The sequence below is a fragment of the Spirosoma profusum genome, assembly GCF_014699005.1.
GTDB classification, from domain to species: Bacteria; Bacteroidota; Bacteroidia; order Cytophagales; family Spirosomataceae; genus Spirosoma; species Spirosoma profusum.
The window spans coordinates 106667-123558 of sequence record NZ_JACWZY010000017.1 but is presented as its reverse complement, the minus strand read 5'-3'; the positions used below and the strand labels follow the sequence as shown (position 1 = coordinate 123558).

16 protein-coding genes are annotated in these 16892 nt (G+C 44.7%); 7 read left to right on the top strand and 9 right to left on the bottom strand.

Annotated features, from left to right (window positions below; all coding sequences use genetic code 11):
* Positions 1 to 117: 117 nt before the first annotated feature.
* Positions 118 to 363 carry a hypothetical protein gene (locus IC229_RS19555; protein WP_190888693.1) on the top strand — a complete coding sequence of 82 codons (246 nt, stop codon included), beginning with the start codon at positions 118 to 120 and terminating at the stop codon, positions 361 to 363.
* Positions 364 to 493: 130 nt separating this feature from the next.
* On the top strand, positions 494 to 1270 hold the full coding sequence (locus tag IC229_RS19550) for a glycoside hydrolase family 25 protein (RefSeq protein WP_190888692.1): 777 nt from the start codon (positions 494 to 496) through the stop codon (positions 1268 to 1270).
* A 4-nt stretch (positions 1271 to 1274) separates the two neighbouring features.
* On the opposite strand, the gene IC229_RS19545 is transcribed toward IC229_RS19550, so the two are convergent.
* The 3 genes from IC229_RS19545 to IC229_RS19535 all read right to left on the bottom strand — a co-directional run bounded on the left by IC229_RS19545 (position 1275) and on the right by IC229_RS19535 (position 3567).
* Positions 1275 to 2018, bottom strand: coding sequence for a shikimate dehydrogenase family protein (locus IC229_RS19545; RefSeq protein WP_190888691.1), 744 nt, complete (start codon positions 2016 to 2018; stop codon positions 1275 to 1277).
* 19 nt (positions 2019 to 2037) lie between these two features.
* Positions 2038 to 2676 (bottom strand): DedA family protein, encoded by a 639-nt coding sequence (locus IC229_RS19540; RefSeq protein WP_190888690.1) that lies wholly within the window; start codon positions 2674 to 2676, stop codon positions 2038 to 2040.
* 126 nt (positions 2677 to 2802) lie between these two features.
* The gene (locus IC229_RS19535) at positions 2803 to 3567 is read right to left on the bottom strand and encodes a phosphosulfolactate synthase (RefSeq protein WP_190888689.1); all 765 of its coding nucleotides are present in this window, start codon (positions 3565 to 3567) and stop codon (positions 2803 to 2805) included.
* 128 nt (positions 3568 to 3695) lie between these two features.
* Between IC229_RS19535 and IC229_RS19530 the strand changes: the two genes are divergently transcribed.
* The 3 genes from IC229_RS19530 to IC229_RS19520 all read left to right on the top strand — a co-directional run bounded on the left by IC229_RS19530 (position 3696) and on the right by IC229_RS19520 (position 7799).
* Positions 3696 to 4145, top strand: a complete 450-nt coding sequence (locus IC229_RS19530) for a PaaI family thioesterase (RefSeq protein WP_190888688.1) — start codon at positions 3696 to 3698, stop codon at positions 4143 to 4145.
* A gap of 745 nt (positions 4146 to 4890) precedes the next feature.
* Positions 4891 to 6888, top strand: coding sequence for a hypothetical protein (locus IC229_RS19525; protein ID WP_190888737.1), 1998 nt, complete (start codon positions 4891 to 4893; stop codon positions 6886 to 6888).
* A gap of 362 nt (positions 6889 to 7250) precedes the next feature.
* Entirely contained in the window at positions 7251 to 7799 is a 549-nt protein-coding gene (locus IC229_RS19520) for an RNA polymerase sigma factor (protein ID WP_190888687.1), read from the top strand.
* Between the two features lie 133 nt (positions 7800 to 7932).
* Here IC229_RS19520 and IC229_RS19515 read toward each other — a convergent pair whose 3' ends face one another.
* From IC229_RS19515 to IC229_RS19505, 3 genes are all read right to left on the bottom strand, one after another.
* On the bottom strand, positions 7933 to 8529 hold the full coding sequence (locus tag IC229_RS19515; protein WP_190888686.1) for a bifunctional nuclease family protein: 597 nt from the start codon (positions 8527 to 8529) through the stop codon (positions 7933 to 7935).
* A 96-nt stretch (positions 8530 to 8625) separates the two neighbouring features.
* A complete protein-coding gene (locus IC229_RS19510; RefSeq protein ID WP_190888685.1) occupies positions 8626 to 9588 on the bottom strand; it encodes an electron transfer flavoprotein subunit alpha/FixB family protein in 963 nt (320 codons plus the stop codon).
* 146 nt (positions 9589 to 9734) lie between these two features.
* Positions 9735 to 10472 carry an electron transfer flavoprotein subunit beta/FixA family protein gene (locus IC229_RS19505; RefSeq protein ID WP_190888684.1) on the bottom strand — a complete coding sequence of 246 codons (738 nt, stop codon included), beginning with the start codon at positions 10470 to 10472 and terminating at the stop codon, positions 9735 to 9737.
* Between the two features lie 142 nt (positions 10473 to 10614).
* Here IC229_RS19505 and IC229_RS19500 point away from each other — a divergent pair, with 142 nt between their 5' ends.
* Both IC229_RS19500 and IC229_RS19495 read left to right on the top strand, forming a co-directional pair.
* Positions 10615 to 10944 (top strand): tetratricopeptide repeat protein, encoded by a 330-nt coding sequence (locus IC229_RS19500; protein ID WP_190888683.1) that lies wholly within the window; start codon positions 10615 to 10617, stop codon positions 10942 to 10944.
* A 203-nt stretch (positions 10945 to 11147) separates the two neighbouring features.
* On the top strand, positions 11148 to 12530 hold the full coding sequence (locus tag IC229_RS19495) for a serine hydrolase domain-containing protein (RefSeq protein ID WP_190888682.1): 1383 nt from the start codon (positions 11148 to 11150) through the stop codon (positions 12528 to 12530).
* A 77-nt stretch (positions 12531 to 12607) separates the two neighbouring features.
* On the opposite strand, the gene ppsA is transcribed toward IC229_RS19495, so the two are convergent.
* From ppsA to IC229_RS19480, 3 genes are all read right to left on the bottom strand, one after another.
* Complete coding sequence (gene ppsA, locus IC229_RS19490; RefSeq protein ID WP_223834082.1) at positions 12608 to 15250, bottom strand: phosphoenolpyruvate synthase; 2643 nt, start codon at positions 15248 to 15250, stop codon at positions 12608 to 12610.
* Between the two features lie 4 nt (positions 15251 to 15254).
* Positions 15255 to 15725, bottom strand: coding sequence for a MarR family winged helix-turn-helix transcriptional regulator (locus IC229_RS19485; protein ID WP_190888681.1), 471 nt, complete (start codon positions 15723 to 15725; stop codon positions 15255 to 15257).
* Between the two features lie 177 nt (positions 15726 to 15902).
* Positions 15903 to 16706, bottom strand: coding sequence for a hypothetical protein (locus IC229_RS19480; RefSeq protein WP_190888680.1), 804 nt, complete (start codon positions 16704 to 16706; stop codon positions 15903 to 15905).
* Positions 16707 to 16892 lie beyond the last annotated feature (186 nt).

The following is a 16892-nucleotide window of genomic DNA, read 5'->3' as shown; positions in this document are numbered from 1 at the left end:
TTGATGAGGGTACGGATTCACTACGTTAGCGTAGAGGAATCCGTACCCTCAATGCTTAAAACCTTTTGATTTAACAGTCCGTTACTTGTTTCAGAAATATTTAACCAACTCAACATTATGGCAAAGGACAAGAATAGCAATCCTGAACACAAAGAAGGGCCAGTGGCAACGGCAATCGAAGAACAAACCGCTAAACTGCCTTCCGATATATTTCTGTGGGCTTCATTAGGATCGATGGCTGCTTCATTAGTATTACAGGCTACCGGCCACCGCAATCGAAGTTTATTTGTTGGGCAGTGGGCAGCTCCTTTTTTGCTGCTTGGGCTTTATAACAAATTAGTTAAGCTGGAAGGTCACGATTAACTTTTACAGATCATTATTCTTTGGGAGCCTTCCAATTACATGGAGGGCTTTTTTGTGATTAATGGTATCGCTGCTACGTAGTACGTTTGGGCGTAATACGTTATTTTTGACCTAACAATTTGATTTCTGCATGAAATTCCGCGTTTTAGTCAAAATCATTTCTCGTAGATATGGTTTTTTGATTGCGGCAGTACTTCTTTTCCTGATTGGATTCTGGGTTGTTCGGTTGCGTCGTCCCAACGAGCTGCACTGGCAATTTGTGGAAGGCTTTGGCATTCGGCTACCCATGCGTTACGCCATTCATGGCATCGACGTATCACGGCATAATGCCCGAATCGATTGGACGCGCGTCCGACAAATGGAAGCCGACGGGATTCGGCTTCAGTTCGTATTCATCAAAGCCACCGAAGGCGCTACGTTGACTGACAAACAGTTTCGCAAAAACTGGCAGGAAGCGAAAAAAACAATGCTACGTTGTGGGGCTTATCACTTCTATCATCCCACCCGCGACCCACTTAAACAGGCCCAAAATTTTATTCGGAACGTAACGCTCAGCGAGGGCGATTTTGCGCCAGTGGTTGATTTTGAAGTTATTAATGGGCAGACTGACGAGACCATCGTCAATGGACTACGGCTATGGCTCAAAACGGTAGAGGATCATTATGGAACACGCCCGATTATCTACACAAACGGAAACCTCTATCGTCGCTACGTTAAAGGGAACCTGGATGAATATCCGCTCTGGATTGCTGATTATTCTACAAAACACCTTGGCAGCTACAATGCCGACCAGCTTTACCTCTGGCAACATAATCAGCGCGGCTGGGTACAAGGCATTCGTGGGCAAGTCGATTTCAATGTTTTTGTGATGGACGAAAAGCGAATGCCGGACATTTGTGTGGATTGACAGTTTAAGCCTGCCAGATTTCCCAGGCTTTTTCGGCCTGTAGTTCCAGCATGCGAAGTCCGTTATAAACAGCGGCTCCGCGCGCCCGCCCAAACTGCATAAATCGGGTTTCCGAAGGGTTATAAACCAGGTCGTATAGCAGATGCCGTTCGGAGAGTTTTTCGTACGGAAGCGCAGGAGCTTCCTCTACTTTAGGATACGTACCTATAGGGGAACCGTTAATAATTAATTCATACGAATTTACTACGTCATTTAATTCGTCGTAAGTGTATTGATTTGCCCCTTTTGTTCGAGACACAAACCGATACGTAATACCTAAATCGGCAAGAGCCACCGTAACGGCCTTCGAGGCTCCGCCTGTTCCGAGCACCAACGCCTGCAAACCCAATAAGTGCCGTCCAAGCGAATCCAGCCAGTCAGTCAATGATTGACGAAAACCATAATAGTCTGAATTATAGCCGGTGCGAGAGCCATCAGTTTCCAGTTTTATTACGTTCACGGCACCAATTTTCTCGGCTGATACGTCTAGCCGGTCCAGATAGGGTAAAACGTTTTGTTTATGAGGAATCGTTACGTTCAGTCCACGCAGATTTGGCAGGTTCAGTAAATCGGGCAGGGCGGCAATAGCAGGCAATTCGAACAGATCGTATCGACTATCGAGGATACCTTCCCGAGCGAATTTCTCCGTAAAATATCGCTGCGAGAATGAGTGCGTAAGTGGATAACCAATAAGGCCGTATCGATTCATAAGGCGGAAAATCAAATAGTTAAGCCCGCTTCCGAAAATAGCCAACAATAATCGGCACCACCGATAAACCAACGATACCAAACACAACCAGTTCGAAATTCTTCTGAACAATCGGGAAGTTGCCGAAGAAATAACCTAACAAAGAAATGCTCACTACCCAAAGTACGGCTCCAATGACGCAGAACTTGATATACGTACCGTAAGTCATGCTTCCGGCGCCAGCTACGAAAGGAGCGATGGTACGCACAATTGGAATGAATCGGGCGATAATCACGGTTCTACCACCGTATTGGGCATAGAACTTTTCGGTTTCAGCAATATACTCGCGTTTAAAAAAGAGAATCCTTTCCCTCATTTTTATTCGATTGCCCAAAAACTTTCCGACAAAATAATTGACGTTATCGCCCAGCAAAGCTGCACCGATGAGCAGAGGAATAATAACCCAGACACTCAGCTCATTCGTCGGACGTGCTGCCAAAGCACCAGCGGCAAAAAGCAGCGAGTCGCCGGGTAGCAACGGCATGACGATCAGCCCCGTCTCGGTGAAGACGATGAGAAATAAGATGGCGTATAACAGTACACCGTAATCATTCGCCCACGCATCAAGATAGCGATCGAGGTGAAGCAGAAAATCGAGTAATGATTTGATAAGATCCATAAAGAGATTTCTGAACCGGGATTTAGCAGATTTAGGGATTTTCTGTATTTTGTTTTCGCTTCTTTAAAGCGTATTAATCTAATGAAAGCAAAATCCAGTAAATCCTTAAATCTGCTAAATCCCGGTTCAGAAGTTATTTAAGAAATGCGTAAACGTATCACCTCGTAAACCTAAACGGATGGTTTCCAGTGGTATAACCTCATGAGGGGCAATGTTGCCCAGATTAACGTTGGCACCAAGCAGTTTAACAAACCAAACCTGTTGCTCTTTCTGCGGGGCTTCCCAGAGAATGCTTTCGTTTGGAACCTGTGTCAGAATTTCTTCGACCAGTCCTTGCCGCACTTCGCCACTCGACCGAAACAGACCAACGGTACCGCCCTCACGGGCCTCGCCGATTACTTTCCAGGCACCAGCTTCCAGCTCGGCTTTCATGAGCTGAATCCATTTGTAGGGAGGGATAATTTTGGCTTCATCCTTCGATCCTACTTCTGACAGGACCGTTACCTGAGTGGCTAAAGTGCGGATATACTCGCATTTTTCATCCTGAATCATATCGATAGACCCGTCCGATACTTCGGCGTAGGCCATATCATAACGGTCGAGCAATTTGCGATATTCGTCAAACTGCTTACGGACTACGAAGGCTTCGAATAACGTACCACCGAAATAAACCGGAATACCTGCTTCGCGGTAAATAGCTAATTTTTCTTTCAGGTTTGGCGTAACAAAGGACGTAGCCCAGCCTAATTTGACGATGTCGGTGTATTCAGAAGATGTAGACAAAAAATCTTCTACTTCGCGCAGGCTCAACCCTTTATCCATGACCATTGTCAGGCCGCTTTGGCGCGGCTTTGGGGTCCGGTCGGGTATCTGCGTAAGTGTATAATTCATAGGGAGCGATAAAGTAGGCGTACTAAAAATCGCCCAAAAGTAGTACAAGTCTTGAAAATCTCCCAAGAAAGTCCACAATTAATAGCAACTTGCGGCCCTATAGCTTAGTTTAATGCTATTTTAGGAATATGGATTCTTCTACAAATACCCGCCTTGATTTCTTCCGTTCCCGGATTGGAGAAAGTATGCGTATCAGTATTTCGCCGTTTGGCCGATGGCTCAATGGCACTATAAGGACGGTGGATTATGGACGAATGGAGGTTGATTTTATGGTTCGGGAGGAGTTAACTAACCCCGCTAAAGTTTTACACGGAGGGGCATCTGCTGCTATTCTGGATGATTTGATCGGTACAATGGTCTTTTCGCTGGGCCGCCCTTATGCGTATACATCAGTTAACCTGGCAGTAGATTTCTTACATGCTGCCTATATAGGCAGTTTGGTTACAGCAATTGCTGAGTTAGTTCGGGAGGGTAAGAATATTATTCATTGCGAAGGACGTATCGTGGCTGCCGATGGTAAAACCATTGCTAAATGTGCGACTAATCTAATTCAGACGACAGTTAAACTGGAATTTTAAACGAGTTCTTCAATTGCTTTGATTACAACGGAGGGCTATCAAACTGGGAAAGCTGGGTGATGACGTATATAAATACGTTACAAGAGCCTATTGTATCCTATCCCAAAATGGTAAAAAAGGTAGAACAATTGAGAAAATAGAGTGAATGTGCACGTCAAACACTGACAAATGGATAAAATATTTTTTTATCACTTGTTTATTACTATTATTGGCAATGAAAAAGGGAGCAATTTTCTAGTAGAAAAAAAGACAGGAATAGGCAATCTTAAATAAAGAGTTTACTATGAAATAGCCTTATGACGCAGCTATGCTGAAAATGAAGCTGTTTCGTAACAGATACTGAAAAAATATTGATAAGATGAATTGACTTTTGCAATTCAGTCTTAACATTGTAAAAAAATCAGGAATGAGGGGTGATTTCATGAATGCCCTATCCCACTAGCTAGCCAGAATCTAGTTGTAGAATTAGGTTCATTTATTGTTCGCAGGTAACGGTATAAAAATATTTTACGAGTAACCTGCAAACATTTATCGGGGAAGTTAGTCATATAGTAAATGAAGCCCTGGGAGGCCTCATTTATACGATAGTACAGCCGATTATTGCGTGAAACTCTACTAAAATAGTGGAGTGACCGTTGCCTAAGATTATACGCTGGTACTTGGAAGAATTGAAATTTAGTTAGAAACATTGCGTCAAATTAACTCAATAAATATGCGAACATTTATCCAACAACACCCCATGAGGATGCTGGCTGGACTCGTGTTGCTAAGTTTTGCAATACCTTCTGTAAGCCTTGCTCAACAGGCTGATACGGTCCGGGTTCAACCCGCTACGTCAACTACTGCATCCAGCGGGATGTACGAACGCGAAAACATCTATCGATTAGGCAAAGGTATTTATACCGATACGCTACGTCGAAGTGATTTCAAAGCCGTGGCAAGTGACGTAGCCGAACTTGACGACTGTGACACTACTTTCCAGACGTTTATTCTGGTACGTCGGTTATCGCCCTGGCGCATTGGGCTGTTTGCAGGGCCCAACTTTGCTTATTGCGGTACATGGGAAAACACGTTTGGTCCAAACAAACGTGACAACACCCTTTACAATGGTGCTGGTTTTAACATCACAGCGAACGTTGATTATTTCCTGACCCCCGCTACCCGACGCCTACGATTTGCTGTAGGGGCCGCTTACGGCTATCAGAACTACGTAACACGTAGCATTTATCGGGATTATCTCTACGGCTTAGCTTCAGCACGAGGTATTAGTCAAAACCAGGTGACTATCAACCAACGCCCGTCGGAAGATATGTTCCTGACGGTTGGTCCAGTTCTGACGTTTACTATTGCCCGTAGCCGCCGGAATCCAGAAGCCACTACGTTCATCGAGGCAGCAGCTCGGGGAGGTCTCTTCCGTACGGAAGCGGCTACGATCGCGGCCTTTGTTCCTTCACAGGGTAATATTATACCAAGTGGTCCGCTGGTATCTGGTGGCGCTCTGATTCGTACGGTAAACCCAAGCTCAAACCTGTATCACTTAGGTGCACTGGGTTCGTTAGCTGTATTCTTCCCGCTTAAGAACAACTGGAACATTGGTATTCAGGGACAAGGGTTTATCACGAAGTTGAACTATCTGATTGTTAACGGTTTTGAGAACCCATCTGTCATTTATGAGTTCACACGGAAACATGGTGGTTTCAGTGCAGGTGTAGCGGTTCGGAAAGGTTTTGTTCAGAAGAAACTTATCCCCAAAGCACCAGTTACCTGCCCAACCTGCGAACAAATGCCTGAGTTGAATGTACGCTTCAATGGCGCTTCGCTGAAAGGCGCATCGCTGGCCTTTGTGGATAGTACAAACGCACAGCAATCGGCCCCTGTTAACACTGCGGCAGCGGCTCCGGTCATTAGCTGGCGTAGCACGACTCCAAGTCCCAAGAACGAAACGTTTACGGCTCGTTTGTACTACCGTCCGGATTCTGTAGTTGCTGGCGCAACTGACCAGGTAATTGCTCAGTTGGAAAACACAACCGATACTACGTTGACGTTCCCAACCGCTTACTTCTCGAATGGTCAGCTTAACCCAGGTTTCTACTACGTAACGGTTCACAACAAGCAGACTGCTAAGTGTGGTACGTGTATAGGTGAAGTAAATACAACCAGTTTCGCTAGCATTCGTCCAAAACAAGCAATTGTTGCTGATTGCGAATACCGTCACAAACTTGAGCGCCTAGAAGTTTATTACCGCACGCCATATACTCGTGAAGTAGCCAATGTCTGCTACTGTAACGGTACGATTACGTCGGTAGGGGATACGGTGACTCGGTTACGTTACCGTGGTCTGAACCGTCTGCTGGCTAATGCTTCAGTAGAATTTGATACCAACACGGTAATCCTGAACCTGCGCGAACTGCCAGGTGGCCTTGCTCAACAGTTACAGGCTGAGAAAACGAAAATTGAAAGTGGCAACGCTATCCGTTTCAAAGGTCGTCGGGTACGTCCGCAAGTACAGTACTTCCGCGCTGTATTCACAGTTACGAAACTGCCTTGCAACGGTCAGCCTGAGCAAACGGTGGGTAGCTTCAACACGACGATTAGCGACGACAGCTACTCGATCACTGACTTGAAGCCACTGACAGACGAGCAAAAAGCTAAGTTGCTAGCTCCTCCTGCACCAGCGAAAAAAGCAACGCGCCGTCGGGCTGGTAACAGCGGTCGCCGGGATGCAATCTTCGGTGTGGAATAAGTAACAGAGTACTTTACAAGAAAGCCGGGAGTTGACACTCCCGGCTTTTTTTATTGCTGCTTGTGAAAGAATTAATAAAAAATAAAACAACAGTAAAAGGCCATAATTGACCTATTATGAGTAATCGATTGACGAATTCTCAATGGAGAAAATTTTTTAAAATTATTGATTACTTTTTGATACCCTCCCCGTCTAACGATCATTAGTTAAGGCAGTCCCCCGATAAAAGAGTAGTGCACAGTTTATAATTAATAGATAATGTCGCTACTGTTTTTACATGCCTCACGTGGTGGTCTGTATTATTCATTATTTAACTATAGCTGACTGGCATGGCCTAAAACTATGTCCCAGGTTATTCTATTATGAAAAATACATTCACTGATGAAGAGTTAGTTTACCAGTTTGTAGAAGATAAAGAAACCGCTAGTTTCAACGAACTTTATCAACGTTATAACCATAAGGTTTATCAATCCTGTCTCCGCTTTCTAGAGAACTCCGAGGAGGCCCATGATCAGGTGCAGGAAGTGTTCTGCAAAGTGTTTTCGCGATTGCCGGCCTTCCGTCACCAGTCTAGTTTCTCCACCTGGTTATATACGATTACACGAAATCACTGTTTCAATTTGCGGCAACAGCAGGCTAGATCAACATATCGGGTGATCGATTATGTAAAAGAGCCATCCACTGAAGTGCTGGATGATGAGCCTATAACGTTAGATGAGCGCTGGCAGGCTGCTGAACAGGTGCTCAGTCAGCTTTCTGCTTACAATCGTCGTTTACTGCGCGAACGTTACGTTGTAGGGAAAGACATAGCCGATATGGCTAATGAAAACCAGGTTAGTATTAGCGCGATGAAAATGCGACTGAAACGCGCTCGTGACGTAGCACGAACCTTATATGCGCAGTGTTTGTAAGCACCTACTTAGCAGACTATTCAAATTTTATTAGCCCAGATAAGTGCCTTAAGTAATTAATTAGTTATTGTCCCATAAACAAAGAGAGCTATCTGTATTGGATAGCTCTCTTTGTTTATGGGACAATAACTAATTAATTACGCTTACTCATTTCGTCACGAATTTTAGCCGCACGTTCATATTCTTCGTTACCTAACGCTTCCTCAAGCATACGTTGCAATTCTTCGGAGGAAGCATTTTTCAACTGATCACTGAAGGAACGCGCTGTTGGCCGATTTGATGAACGTACCAGTTCTTCCTGCTCTTCATCCTCATCATTGCCGTTAGCTGTAATGCCAGCCTCCGACAAAATAGACTCATTTGTATAGATCGGTACGTCGAACCGGATACCAATCGCAATAGCGTCTGAAGGCCGGGCGTCAATTACACTTTCGCGTACACCATCAAAGCACACGATTTTGGCGAAGAAAATACCCTCGCGTAAATCGGAAATCATTATTTCGCGCACTGTAAATTTAAAATGCTCGGCAAACTGTTTGAACAAATCATGCGTCATAGGCCTGTTCGGTACAATTTTTTCAATCTCAATCGCAATAGCCTGCGCTTCAAACATGCCAATGATAATGGGTAACCGTCGGTTACCATATTCTTCGCCTAAAACCAGTGCAAACGATCCCGATTGCGACTGACTGGGAGAGAGCCCTAATATTTCCAGCTTAATTTTATCCACGACGCGAATTTAACAATTAAAGTGATGAGTTATAAGCGATGAGTGATGAATTGGCCGCGAAAAATAGCGCACCACTCATCACTTATAGCTCATCACTCATAACGCATTCACCGCTTTAGTTAAACGAGGCAGTACGTCAAACACATCACCAACGATACCATAATCGGCTGATTTAAAAAATGGTGCGTCAGCGTCCTTGTTGATAACAACAATAACCTTTGATGAGTTTACGCCCGCCAAGTGTTGAATAGCGCCCGAAATACCACAGGCAATGTACAAATTAGGACTAATCTTTAGCCCGGTTTGCCCAACGTGTTCGGAGTGAGGGCGCCAGTCGAGATCTGACACTGGCTTTGAGCAGGCTGTTGCTGCGTGAAGGGCTTTTGCTAAATCCTCTACGATACCCCAGTTTTCAGGCCCTTTCAATCCGCGACCCGCTGATACGACTAAATCGGCTTCAGGAAGCAGGATATCGCCCGATGATTTCTCCGTACTTTTCACCGAAATAGCAAAATCGGCATCGTTCAGGGTGGGGGTGAAAGGTTCCACAATGGCTGCTGCATCGCTGGCTTCTGGAGTGATGGTATTTTTTTTGATTGCCAGTATTTTAACATCAGCTTTGAGTTCATTATAGGCGAACGCTTTTCCCGTATAAATGCTGCTTTTAACGCGGAAACCGTTTGATAAATCCGGCAAATCCACTACGTTAGCCGCCAGCCCTGCCTTTAGTTTACCAGCCAGTCGAGCAGTCATGGCATCGCCCAGCGACGATTTGGCCAGAACAACCACCTTGCTGTTTTCCTGTTGGGCGGCAGCCGCCACAACAGTGGCATAAGCCATGCCATTGGGTTCATTCAGTTTAGCATCAGCTGCGTGAAGCACTTTGGTTGCACCAAAATTTCCTGCGGATGCCAGTTCAGTATTATCAGCTGAACCAATGATAATAGCCGTAGCAGACGTACCCATCATTTGGGCGACCTTTGCACCGTAAAAAATGGCTTCCTGGGCAGATTTCTTGATTTTTCCTTCGTCTAATTCAGCAAATATGAGGACAGACATAAGTTTGAGGAGTTATATTGTTTGTGAGGTAATAAAACAGTAGAGTTACAGAGTTGTAAAGTTCATGAGCGCGTCAGCCCCGGCGTGGATTCGCAACTTTACAACGCTATACCCCTACAACCGCAACGGCGGATCGTTTTATAACTTTATATCACTTTGGCTTCGCTATGAAGGAGTTGGATAAGCTTCTCGGCTTCGTCAGCCGGAATCATTTTTACGGCTCCACGTGGGGCAGGAAGTTCGTAGCTGGCAACGGTGGTAAGCTTATCAGTGCCACTTGGTTCTACTACGTTAAGAGGTTTAGTCCGGGCGGTCATTATGCCGCGCATGTTGGGGATTTTCCATTCGGCAATGGGCTCCTGACAACCAAGAACGAGTGGAAGTTTGGCTTCCAGGCTTTCCTTGCCCCCTTCGATCTCGCGGGTGATTTTAGCCGTTTCGCCGTCAATATCCAGCAGCATCACAGGCGAAATAGATGGTGTATTGAGCATTTCACCCACAATCCCATGAACTTGACCTCCATTGAAATCGATGGATTCTCGTCCCATTAGAATCAGGTCATATTGATTTTGTTTGGCAATGGCCGCAATCTGTTCGGCAACAAAATAGGCATCCGTTGGCTCGGCATTGATACGTATCGCATCGTCGGCACCGATGGCCAGACATTTACGTAGCACTGGTTCCGAATCAGCTTCCCCTACGTTCAGTACTGTTACTGACGCACCGGTTTTTTCTTTTAACTCAACAGCCCGTGCCAGGGCATAGTCGTCGTATGGGCCAGTAATGAACGTAACACCTGCCTTATTTAGCTTAGTATTGTTATCGGTAAAGGCAATTTTGGTGGTCGTGTCGGGCACACTCGTCACACACACTAAAATTTTCATAGTTAATTTGAGGTTTTGTGAGTGTTGGGCAATAGTCAGCCAGTTGTTACGAAAATTATTGCCGGATAACTATTTTTCGGGTCAAAAATACAAATCAATCGTGAAAAAATAGTATGCTTGCATACCATTTTTATTGTAAATCATGAATACGGAAAGGATTGAGCAATTGATGCGCTACGTAGAAGAAGAACCCAGTGAACCGTTCAATGTTTATGCATTGGCCATGGAGTTTTTGAATGGTCGACCCGAGCAGGCGCGGTTTTATTTCGAGAAATTACTAAACGAACATCCGGATTACCTACCAACGTATTATCACGCTGCTGCTCTGTATGCCGAACTTGACGAGCGTGATAAGGCAGCAATGCTCTATGATAAAGGAATTACGTTAGCGCAGGCACAAAATAATCAGAAAACACTTCAGGAGTTGAAGCGAGCGCAGCAAGCCTTTGACGATGAAGACGATGATTGGTAGGATAATGACGCTACGTATCGGCTGAATTTAGTTGAACAAGTACCATACTTTTGAGATCTCGGGTAATGAAAATAGACGCTCAAATCTGAATTTGAGTAGAATCTAGTAGTGGTATTTCTGTGTTTTGCGACGAAACCTGCCTCAAATGACTCGTTTACGGTCACTCGTAATAGTCGGGCTATACGTTGATGAAATACTTTGCTATGAAGTACATTCTTTCTCTCGCTTATTTTTTGCTGAATTTCCAGCTAGCGCCATTGGCACAAACCAAACAGGATAAACGACTGCTCAACCAGGTGGACGAGCTGCTAACAGAAAAGTACAATCCCAATACGCCCGCCTGTGTTGTGTTAGTAGCCAGGAAAGGACAAATTATTTACCAGAAAGCCGTAGGGATGGCTAACATTGAGTTAGGCGTACCATCTCGGACTGATATGGTTTTCCGCATTGGTTCAATCACCAAACAATTTACAGCCGTTGCCTTACTGCAATTAGTTGAACAAGGTAAGATTTCACTTCAGGATAGCCTACAAAAGTTTGTCCCAGTCTTTTCCAATAAAGGACGTATTACTATCGAAAACCTGCTTACGCATACTTCTGGTATCGTAGATTACCAAGTACTGGATTTTCATATCCCCAATGCAATACGCATTGATTTTCCGGTCAAACAACTCATCGATAGCTTGGCAAAGCTTCCTTTAATCTTTGCTCCTAACTCTAAATATGGCTATAGCAATTCAAATTATTTGCTGCTGGGTCAAATCATTGAACGAGTTTCGGGGATGAGTTACCAGACCTATTTGCAGGAACACATCTTAAAGCGTGCAGGCTTATTCAATACGTATTATGATTCGCCTACCCAGCTCATTAAAAACAGGGTAAATGGATATAAAAATGGCCAGAATGGCTATGCTAACATTGATTATCTTAGCATGAATCAGGTCTTTAGTGCCGGTGCATTGCTATCAACTGTGGGCGACTTATTTCAGTGGCATCAGGCATTATATGCCAATAAGCTATTGAAAAAAGAAAGCCTGGAAAAAGCGTTTACTCCCTTCAAACTAGCTGAGGGTCGATTGTCTGAATATGGATATGGCTGGTTCATCAGAGACTGGAAGGGCAGTCCGTCCATCGGACATGGTGGAGCGATCGATGGTTTCCGAAGTATGGAAATGTATTTGCCCGAACAGGATTTGTATATAGCTGCCCTAATGAATGCTGAGGATGATAGTTTCTTCAGCTTTTCTGAAACGATACTTGATAAGCTTACAAGTCAGGAACGTAGCAGTGCTTACAAAGATTTAACACTTTCGGACGACGTACTGAACCGCTACGTCGGCAAGTATGTCTACGTAGCAGATAGCACCGAATCGTTACGGGTGTACAAAGAAGGTGACCGTTTATATTGTGATCTGTCGAATCAATCGGGCATGCATATGGGTTTGTATGCCCAATCCGCTACGTTGTTTTATCTGCCAGTAATCAGGCAAAAGCCCACAACGATCGAATTTGTGGTAGAAGGTACACAGGTACGTAGCGCCTACTGGAGTCAGCAAAAACGAGCTGAATTCAGGAAAACAAAATAATAAGAGGCCTGTAATTTGAGCGTAAGGCTACGTCCCTCAAAACACTACGTCCCCCATCATTTTGTGCCTTTCCCTTGTTATATAATTTCTATATATCCTTCTGTGCCATTGACGCGAATTCGTTGCCCGTCTTTTATCAGTTTGGTCGCATTTTCTACTCCGACAACTGCTGGTAGGCCATATTCGCGGGCGATAACGGCACCATGAGTCATCAGTCCACCAACTTCTGTCACTAAACCTTTTATAGATACAAATAAGGGCGTCCAGCTAGGGTCGGTGAATCGGGTGACTAATATATCGCCATCTTCAATCGCAGCAACTTCCATGTTTAGAATAACACGCGCCCGGCCCTCAATAACCCCTGATGAAACAGCCAGACCTAACATAGCTTCGGCGGGAAGATTTTCCCGTTTGTAGGCTCCCGTAATGATTTCACCTTCAGACGTAATTACCCGTGGCGGGGTAAGTTTTTCATAGAGTTTGAACTCCTCTTTGCGTTTACTAATGAGTTGGTAGTCCAGTCTATGTGTATGAACGACTTCGCGAAACTCGTCAAACGTGAGGTAGTAAATATCTTCTTTTTCACGAACAACGCCCGCTTGTACGAGACGCTCGGCTTCTTTCAGTAACGCCTGCTTGTAAACGTAGTAGCGACGTACAATGCCGTATTTGGGGTATTCCCGATAACCAAGAAAATTCCGGGCAAGGCTGATCATTCGCTTTGTTTCTTCAGCTTTTTGTTCACCATCAGGTAGCTGTCTTAATCGCGCTATTAACTCCTGTTCTTTATGTATTGCCTCCTGTAGCCCCTGCTCGAATCTTCGGCTACTTTCGCCATATTCAAAATTCTTAATATTGCTGATAATCAATGGGATAAGTATAGCTGGTTTTTCACTCCAGCGAGTTCTCGTAATATCGATTTCCCCGGCACATCGCATTCCGTATTTGCTTAGAAATTGATAGATAGCGTCCTGAGATTCCTTTCCACCGGTAAACTTCCCCAATTCATCCAAAAATTCATCCGATTTTATGCCTTGTAAATACTGGATTACTTCCGGGTATGGGCGAATTACATCGGCAACATCCAATAGGGCCAGCCCCATTTCTGAGGTTATGTTATTGGGTACTGATTGAGAAAGCGTGTCGGCTACATTTTTTTCACCTAGCCACGCCATTATCCGTTCATTGATCCATGAAGCAGCATTCATGCCCGTCATGATCGCGGCAAAATTTTGTGGATCTGAAATACTCGCTTTCAGTTGCCGCAGATCGTCCAGAATAAAATCAAATAGATACGTTCCTGTTTTCGCTTGAATGGCCTGTTTTAACTCGTTTACCGATGCCTCATTACGTCGTATGAAATCAGAAACGATGGCCGGATCGTTTTCGAGCAGTGCATCATAATTCGGAATACGTTTAGGACTTTTACCGCTGATCTGCTCTTGTGTATCATCGGGTAGCGATTTGATAAAATTCACTCGATCTAGTATCGTGGTAAGTGCGTCCTTCACGAGCAGGTCGTATTTTCCCAGGAAATCTACCATCGTTTTTCGGCTGGATGGCGAAGTCAGCATAGGTGCTACGTCCACAAACAGTCTTCCACCAGCAGCACGCATGGACGGAATGTTCATCAGCATAAAAAAAGACAATCCCAATGGTTTCATGGCATCGGTCATCATTTGCTGATGACCGGTCGATAGATACACGTGGTTGTCTGAATCATTTGCCTCAGGAATTGGATATAACGTAGTGATTGGCCGACTCTGGACGATATAAAACGTATCATCAGCCAAACACCATTCGATGTCTTGTGGGCTGCCGAAATGGGCTTCTATCGTTCGGCCGATACGTTCAAGCTGCAAGATCTGCTCATCCGTCAGCACCTGGTTGTTCTGAAACTGAGTCTCGATCTCCTGCTCTTTCGTACCGCCATTGTTTACCGCGTAAATAGCCCGTTTCTTGCTAGCTATCTTCTTGTCGAAAACCTGCCCGTTCCGTACTTTATAGATATCAGGATTTACCAGGCCCGAAACCAGGGCTTCGCCTAATCCAAAACTGGCGTCAATAGATACTATTTTCCGGTTAGACGTAACGGGATCGGCAGTAAATAAAATTCCTGCTGCCTGCGGAAAGACCATCTTCTGGACAATTACGGCCAATTGGACTTTTCGGTGATCAAAGCTGTTTTGGATGCGGTAAATTATTGCCCGCTCGGTAAATAGCGATGCCCAGCATTTGCTGATGCACTTTAGGATATCATCCTTTCCTACGATATTCAAATACGTATCCTGCTGCCCCGCAAAAGAAGCCGTCGGCAAATCCTCCGCCGTTGCACTGGAACGTACCGCATAGGCGTTTTTATCACCAAACTTAACGAGCTGGCGGGTGATTTCTTGCTGAATATCTATAGGAATAATTAGCCCTTCAATAACCCTACGAATCTTGCTACTTACTTCACTGATTTCAGATCGGTCTTCTATCTTTAGCAGCGATAATTTATGGAGTAATGAAATAATCGAAGAAGATTCTTCCAAAAGGTCGGTTGCAATGACTCGTTTAAACGCTTCGGTAGAAAGACAAAAGCCATCTGGTACCTGGATTCCCTCGATTTTGGTAAGCTCCCCCAGGTTTGCGCCTTTACCCCCAGCAATAGCCAGTTTTGTTTTGTCAATAACCTGAAAATCAAACACAAATAAATTGGCACCCATACTATTCATCATAACGTTATGCTTCTGGTGATGAGTTATTTTTCAGATCCTCTATTGTTTCATTCATTACGTCAATTGCTTTTGAAAAGTAAGTCTCAAGTACGTTGATTTCTTCGTTTGAAAATGAAGCAATCAATTGTGCTGACTTCTCCCGAAAGTCCCTGTAGAGTGGAACAAACAATGCCATTATCGTTTCCGAATTTGGTACGATGATAATCTTCCGCCTGTCGTCTGCTGCAAATTGTCTTTTTACAAGCTGTCTCTTTTCAAACCTGTCGATTAAACCGGTAACTGCACCAGTTGTCAACCCCGTTAAATTCGACAGTTCGCCGGCTGTCATTTGCCCTTTTTCTAGTAGAAATCCCAGGTACTTATGGTCTGTTCCTGAAAGCCCTGCCTTTCGGCCTATTGCCTCGTGCATCTGAATAGAAGCGTACGCATAGTGCTGACTCAGTTTTCTTACCCGATTAGTTAATTCATCGTTCATTTATCTTTGTGTCTAAATATCTTAGTTGCAAAGATAATAAAAATCGAAAAGCCTATCCAAATGATACCTAGAGAAATAGGGCAGAAATTGTTGAGGAGATTTATGAATGAACCCGTTTTATTTCCTGGCTCAATCCAAAAAGTAAAACGGGTTCTACGTAGTATAAGCGCTGATTTATTAGCGTCTGTGCCCTTTTTTCTGCGTCACAAATTCCTGCTTGAACAATAAGGGCACAGAAGCCTGTTCAGGGATTGTGTACGTTACGCCCAGGTAACGGGCTTGCGGAACTTTAGTCAGATACACAAAACCACGTACTGATTCGCCGGCGGCCAGTGTATTGGCTTTCAGGGCCAATTCACGCCAACGGTATTCTTCATAGTCGTAGCGCTGCATCCGGTCGGCAAAAGTGGTACGGTCAATGACTCGTTTGACAGCGATGCCCTGATAGGCAAAATCGTGTCCGATACGTTTACCAACATATTCACTGTAGGAACGACTGTTCGACGATGACGATACGTCGCTGGCAATAACAGCCACCAGCAAAAGGGTATTGAGCACTTTCGCGCGCTTCAGGCGTTGCTGCTCCTGCTTGCGTTTCAGCGGAATACGACCGGCTTCATACGTTGGATCGGCGGCAGAACGGGCTAACGAAAGACCTGTGTTACGTGGGTCCGTGAGCGTATCCTGACTGGCACCGAGTGCTACGTAGCGAAAATCAGCCGGATTGATTTCAATGGGATGATCGGTCTGGTTTTTTACTTCAACGTCGAGTGTTACGTATTCCAGATCTTCGCGCTCAAAAGAAGCTACCACTGTTACGCCGTTTTGGGTGGATTTGGTTACCTGGCGCCCATCAATAGTCGCTACGTCGCCCGAAACAGGTTCGAGTCGATAGCTCGAAATCGTTGGTGCACAACTTAGCAACGTACTGCCCAGCAATAACGTAACAAAAAAAGAGACAAGGGTAGAGCGATTCTTCATGACCATTTCTGATTTGGCCGGTATCTGATAATAAGTATGTAAAGGTAATAAGGAAGTTAATTCCTGTATACAAGCATGTGGTGAGATTTTAATGAACGGTCGATTACTTACATGACTGAGCAAAATATACTCCATTTTGGACGTAGCAACTTACATTTCTAAAGCGGAAGGCCCGTTTTGTTTGCA

Bases quoted from the DNA above. Each gene is read 5' to 3' on its own strand.
- IC229_RS19505 (WP_190888684.1), bottom strand. From the start codon at position 10,472: ATGAAAATTTTAGTGTGTGTGACGAGTGTGCCCGACACGACCACCAAA.
- IC229_RS19500 (WP_190888683.1), top strand. From the start codon at position 10,615: ATGAATACGGAAAGGATTGAGCAATTGATGCGCTACGTAGAAGAAGAA.
- IC229_RS19555 (WP_190888693.1), top strand. From the start codon at position 118: ATGGCAAAGGACAAGAATAGCAATCCTGAACACAAAGAAGGGCCAGTG.
- IC229_RS19485 (WP_190888681.1), bottom strand. From the start codon at position 15,725: ATGAACGATGAATTAACTAATCGGGTAAGAAAACTGAGTCAGCACTAT.
- IC229_RS19545 (WP_190888691.1), bottom strand. From the start codon at position 2,018: ATGAATCGATACGGCCTTATTGGTTATCCACTTACGCACTCATTCTCG.
- IC229_RS19535 (WP_190888689.1), bottom strand. From the start codon at position 3,567: ATGAATTATACACTTACGCAGATACCCGACCGGACCCCAAAGCCGCGC.
- IC229_RS19540 (WP_190888690.1), bottom strand. From the start codon at position 2,676: ATGGATCTTATCAAATCATTACTCGATTTTCTGCTTCACCTCGATCGC.
- IC229_RS19530 (WP_190888688.1), top strand. From the start codon at position 3,696: ATGGATTCTTCTACAAATACCCGCCTTGATTTCTTCCGTTCCCGGATT.
- IC229_RS19495 (WP_190888682.1), top strand. From the start codon at position 11,148: ATGAAGTACATTCTTTCTCTCGCTTATTTTTTGCTGAATTTCCAGCTA.
- ppsA (WP_223834082.1), bottom strand. From the start codon at position 15,250: ATGATGAATAGTATGGGTGCCAATTTATTTGTGTTTGATTTTCAGGTT.
- IC229_RS19520 (WP_190888687.1), top strand. From the start codon at position 7,251: ATGAAAAATACATTCACTGATGAAGAGTTAGTTTACCAGTTTGTAGAA.
- IC229_RS19525 (WP_190888737.1), top strand. From the start codon at position 4,891: ATGCTGGCTGGACTCGTGTTGCTAAGTTTTGCAATACCTTCTGTAAGC.
- IC229_RS19510 (WP_190888685.1), bottom strand. From the start codon at position 9,588: ATGTCTGTCCTCATATTTGCTGAATTAGACGAAGGAAAAATCAAGAAA.
- IC229_RS19480 (WP_190888680.1), bottom strand. From the start codon at position 16,706: ATGAAGAATCGCTCTACCCTTGTCTCTTTTTTTGTTACGTTATTGCTG.
- IC229_RS19550 (WP_190888692.1), top strand. From the start codon at position 494: ATGAAATTCCGCGTTTTAGTCAAAATCATTTCTCGTAGATATGGTTTT.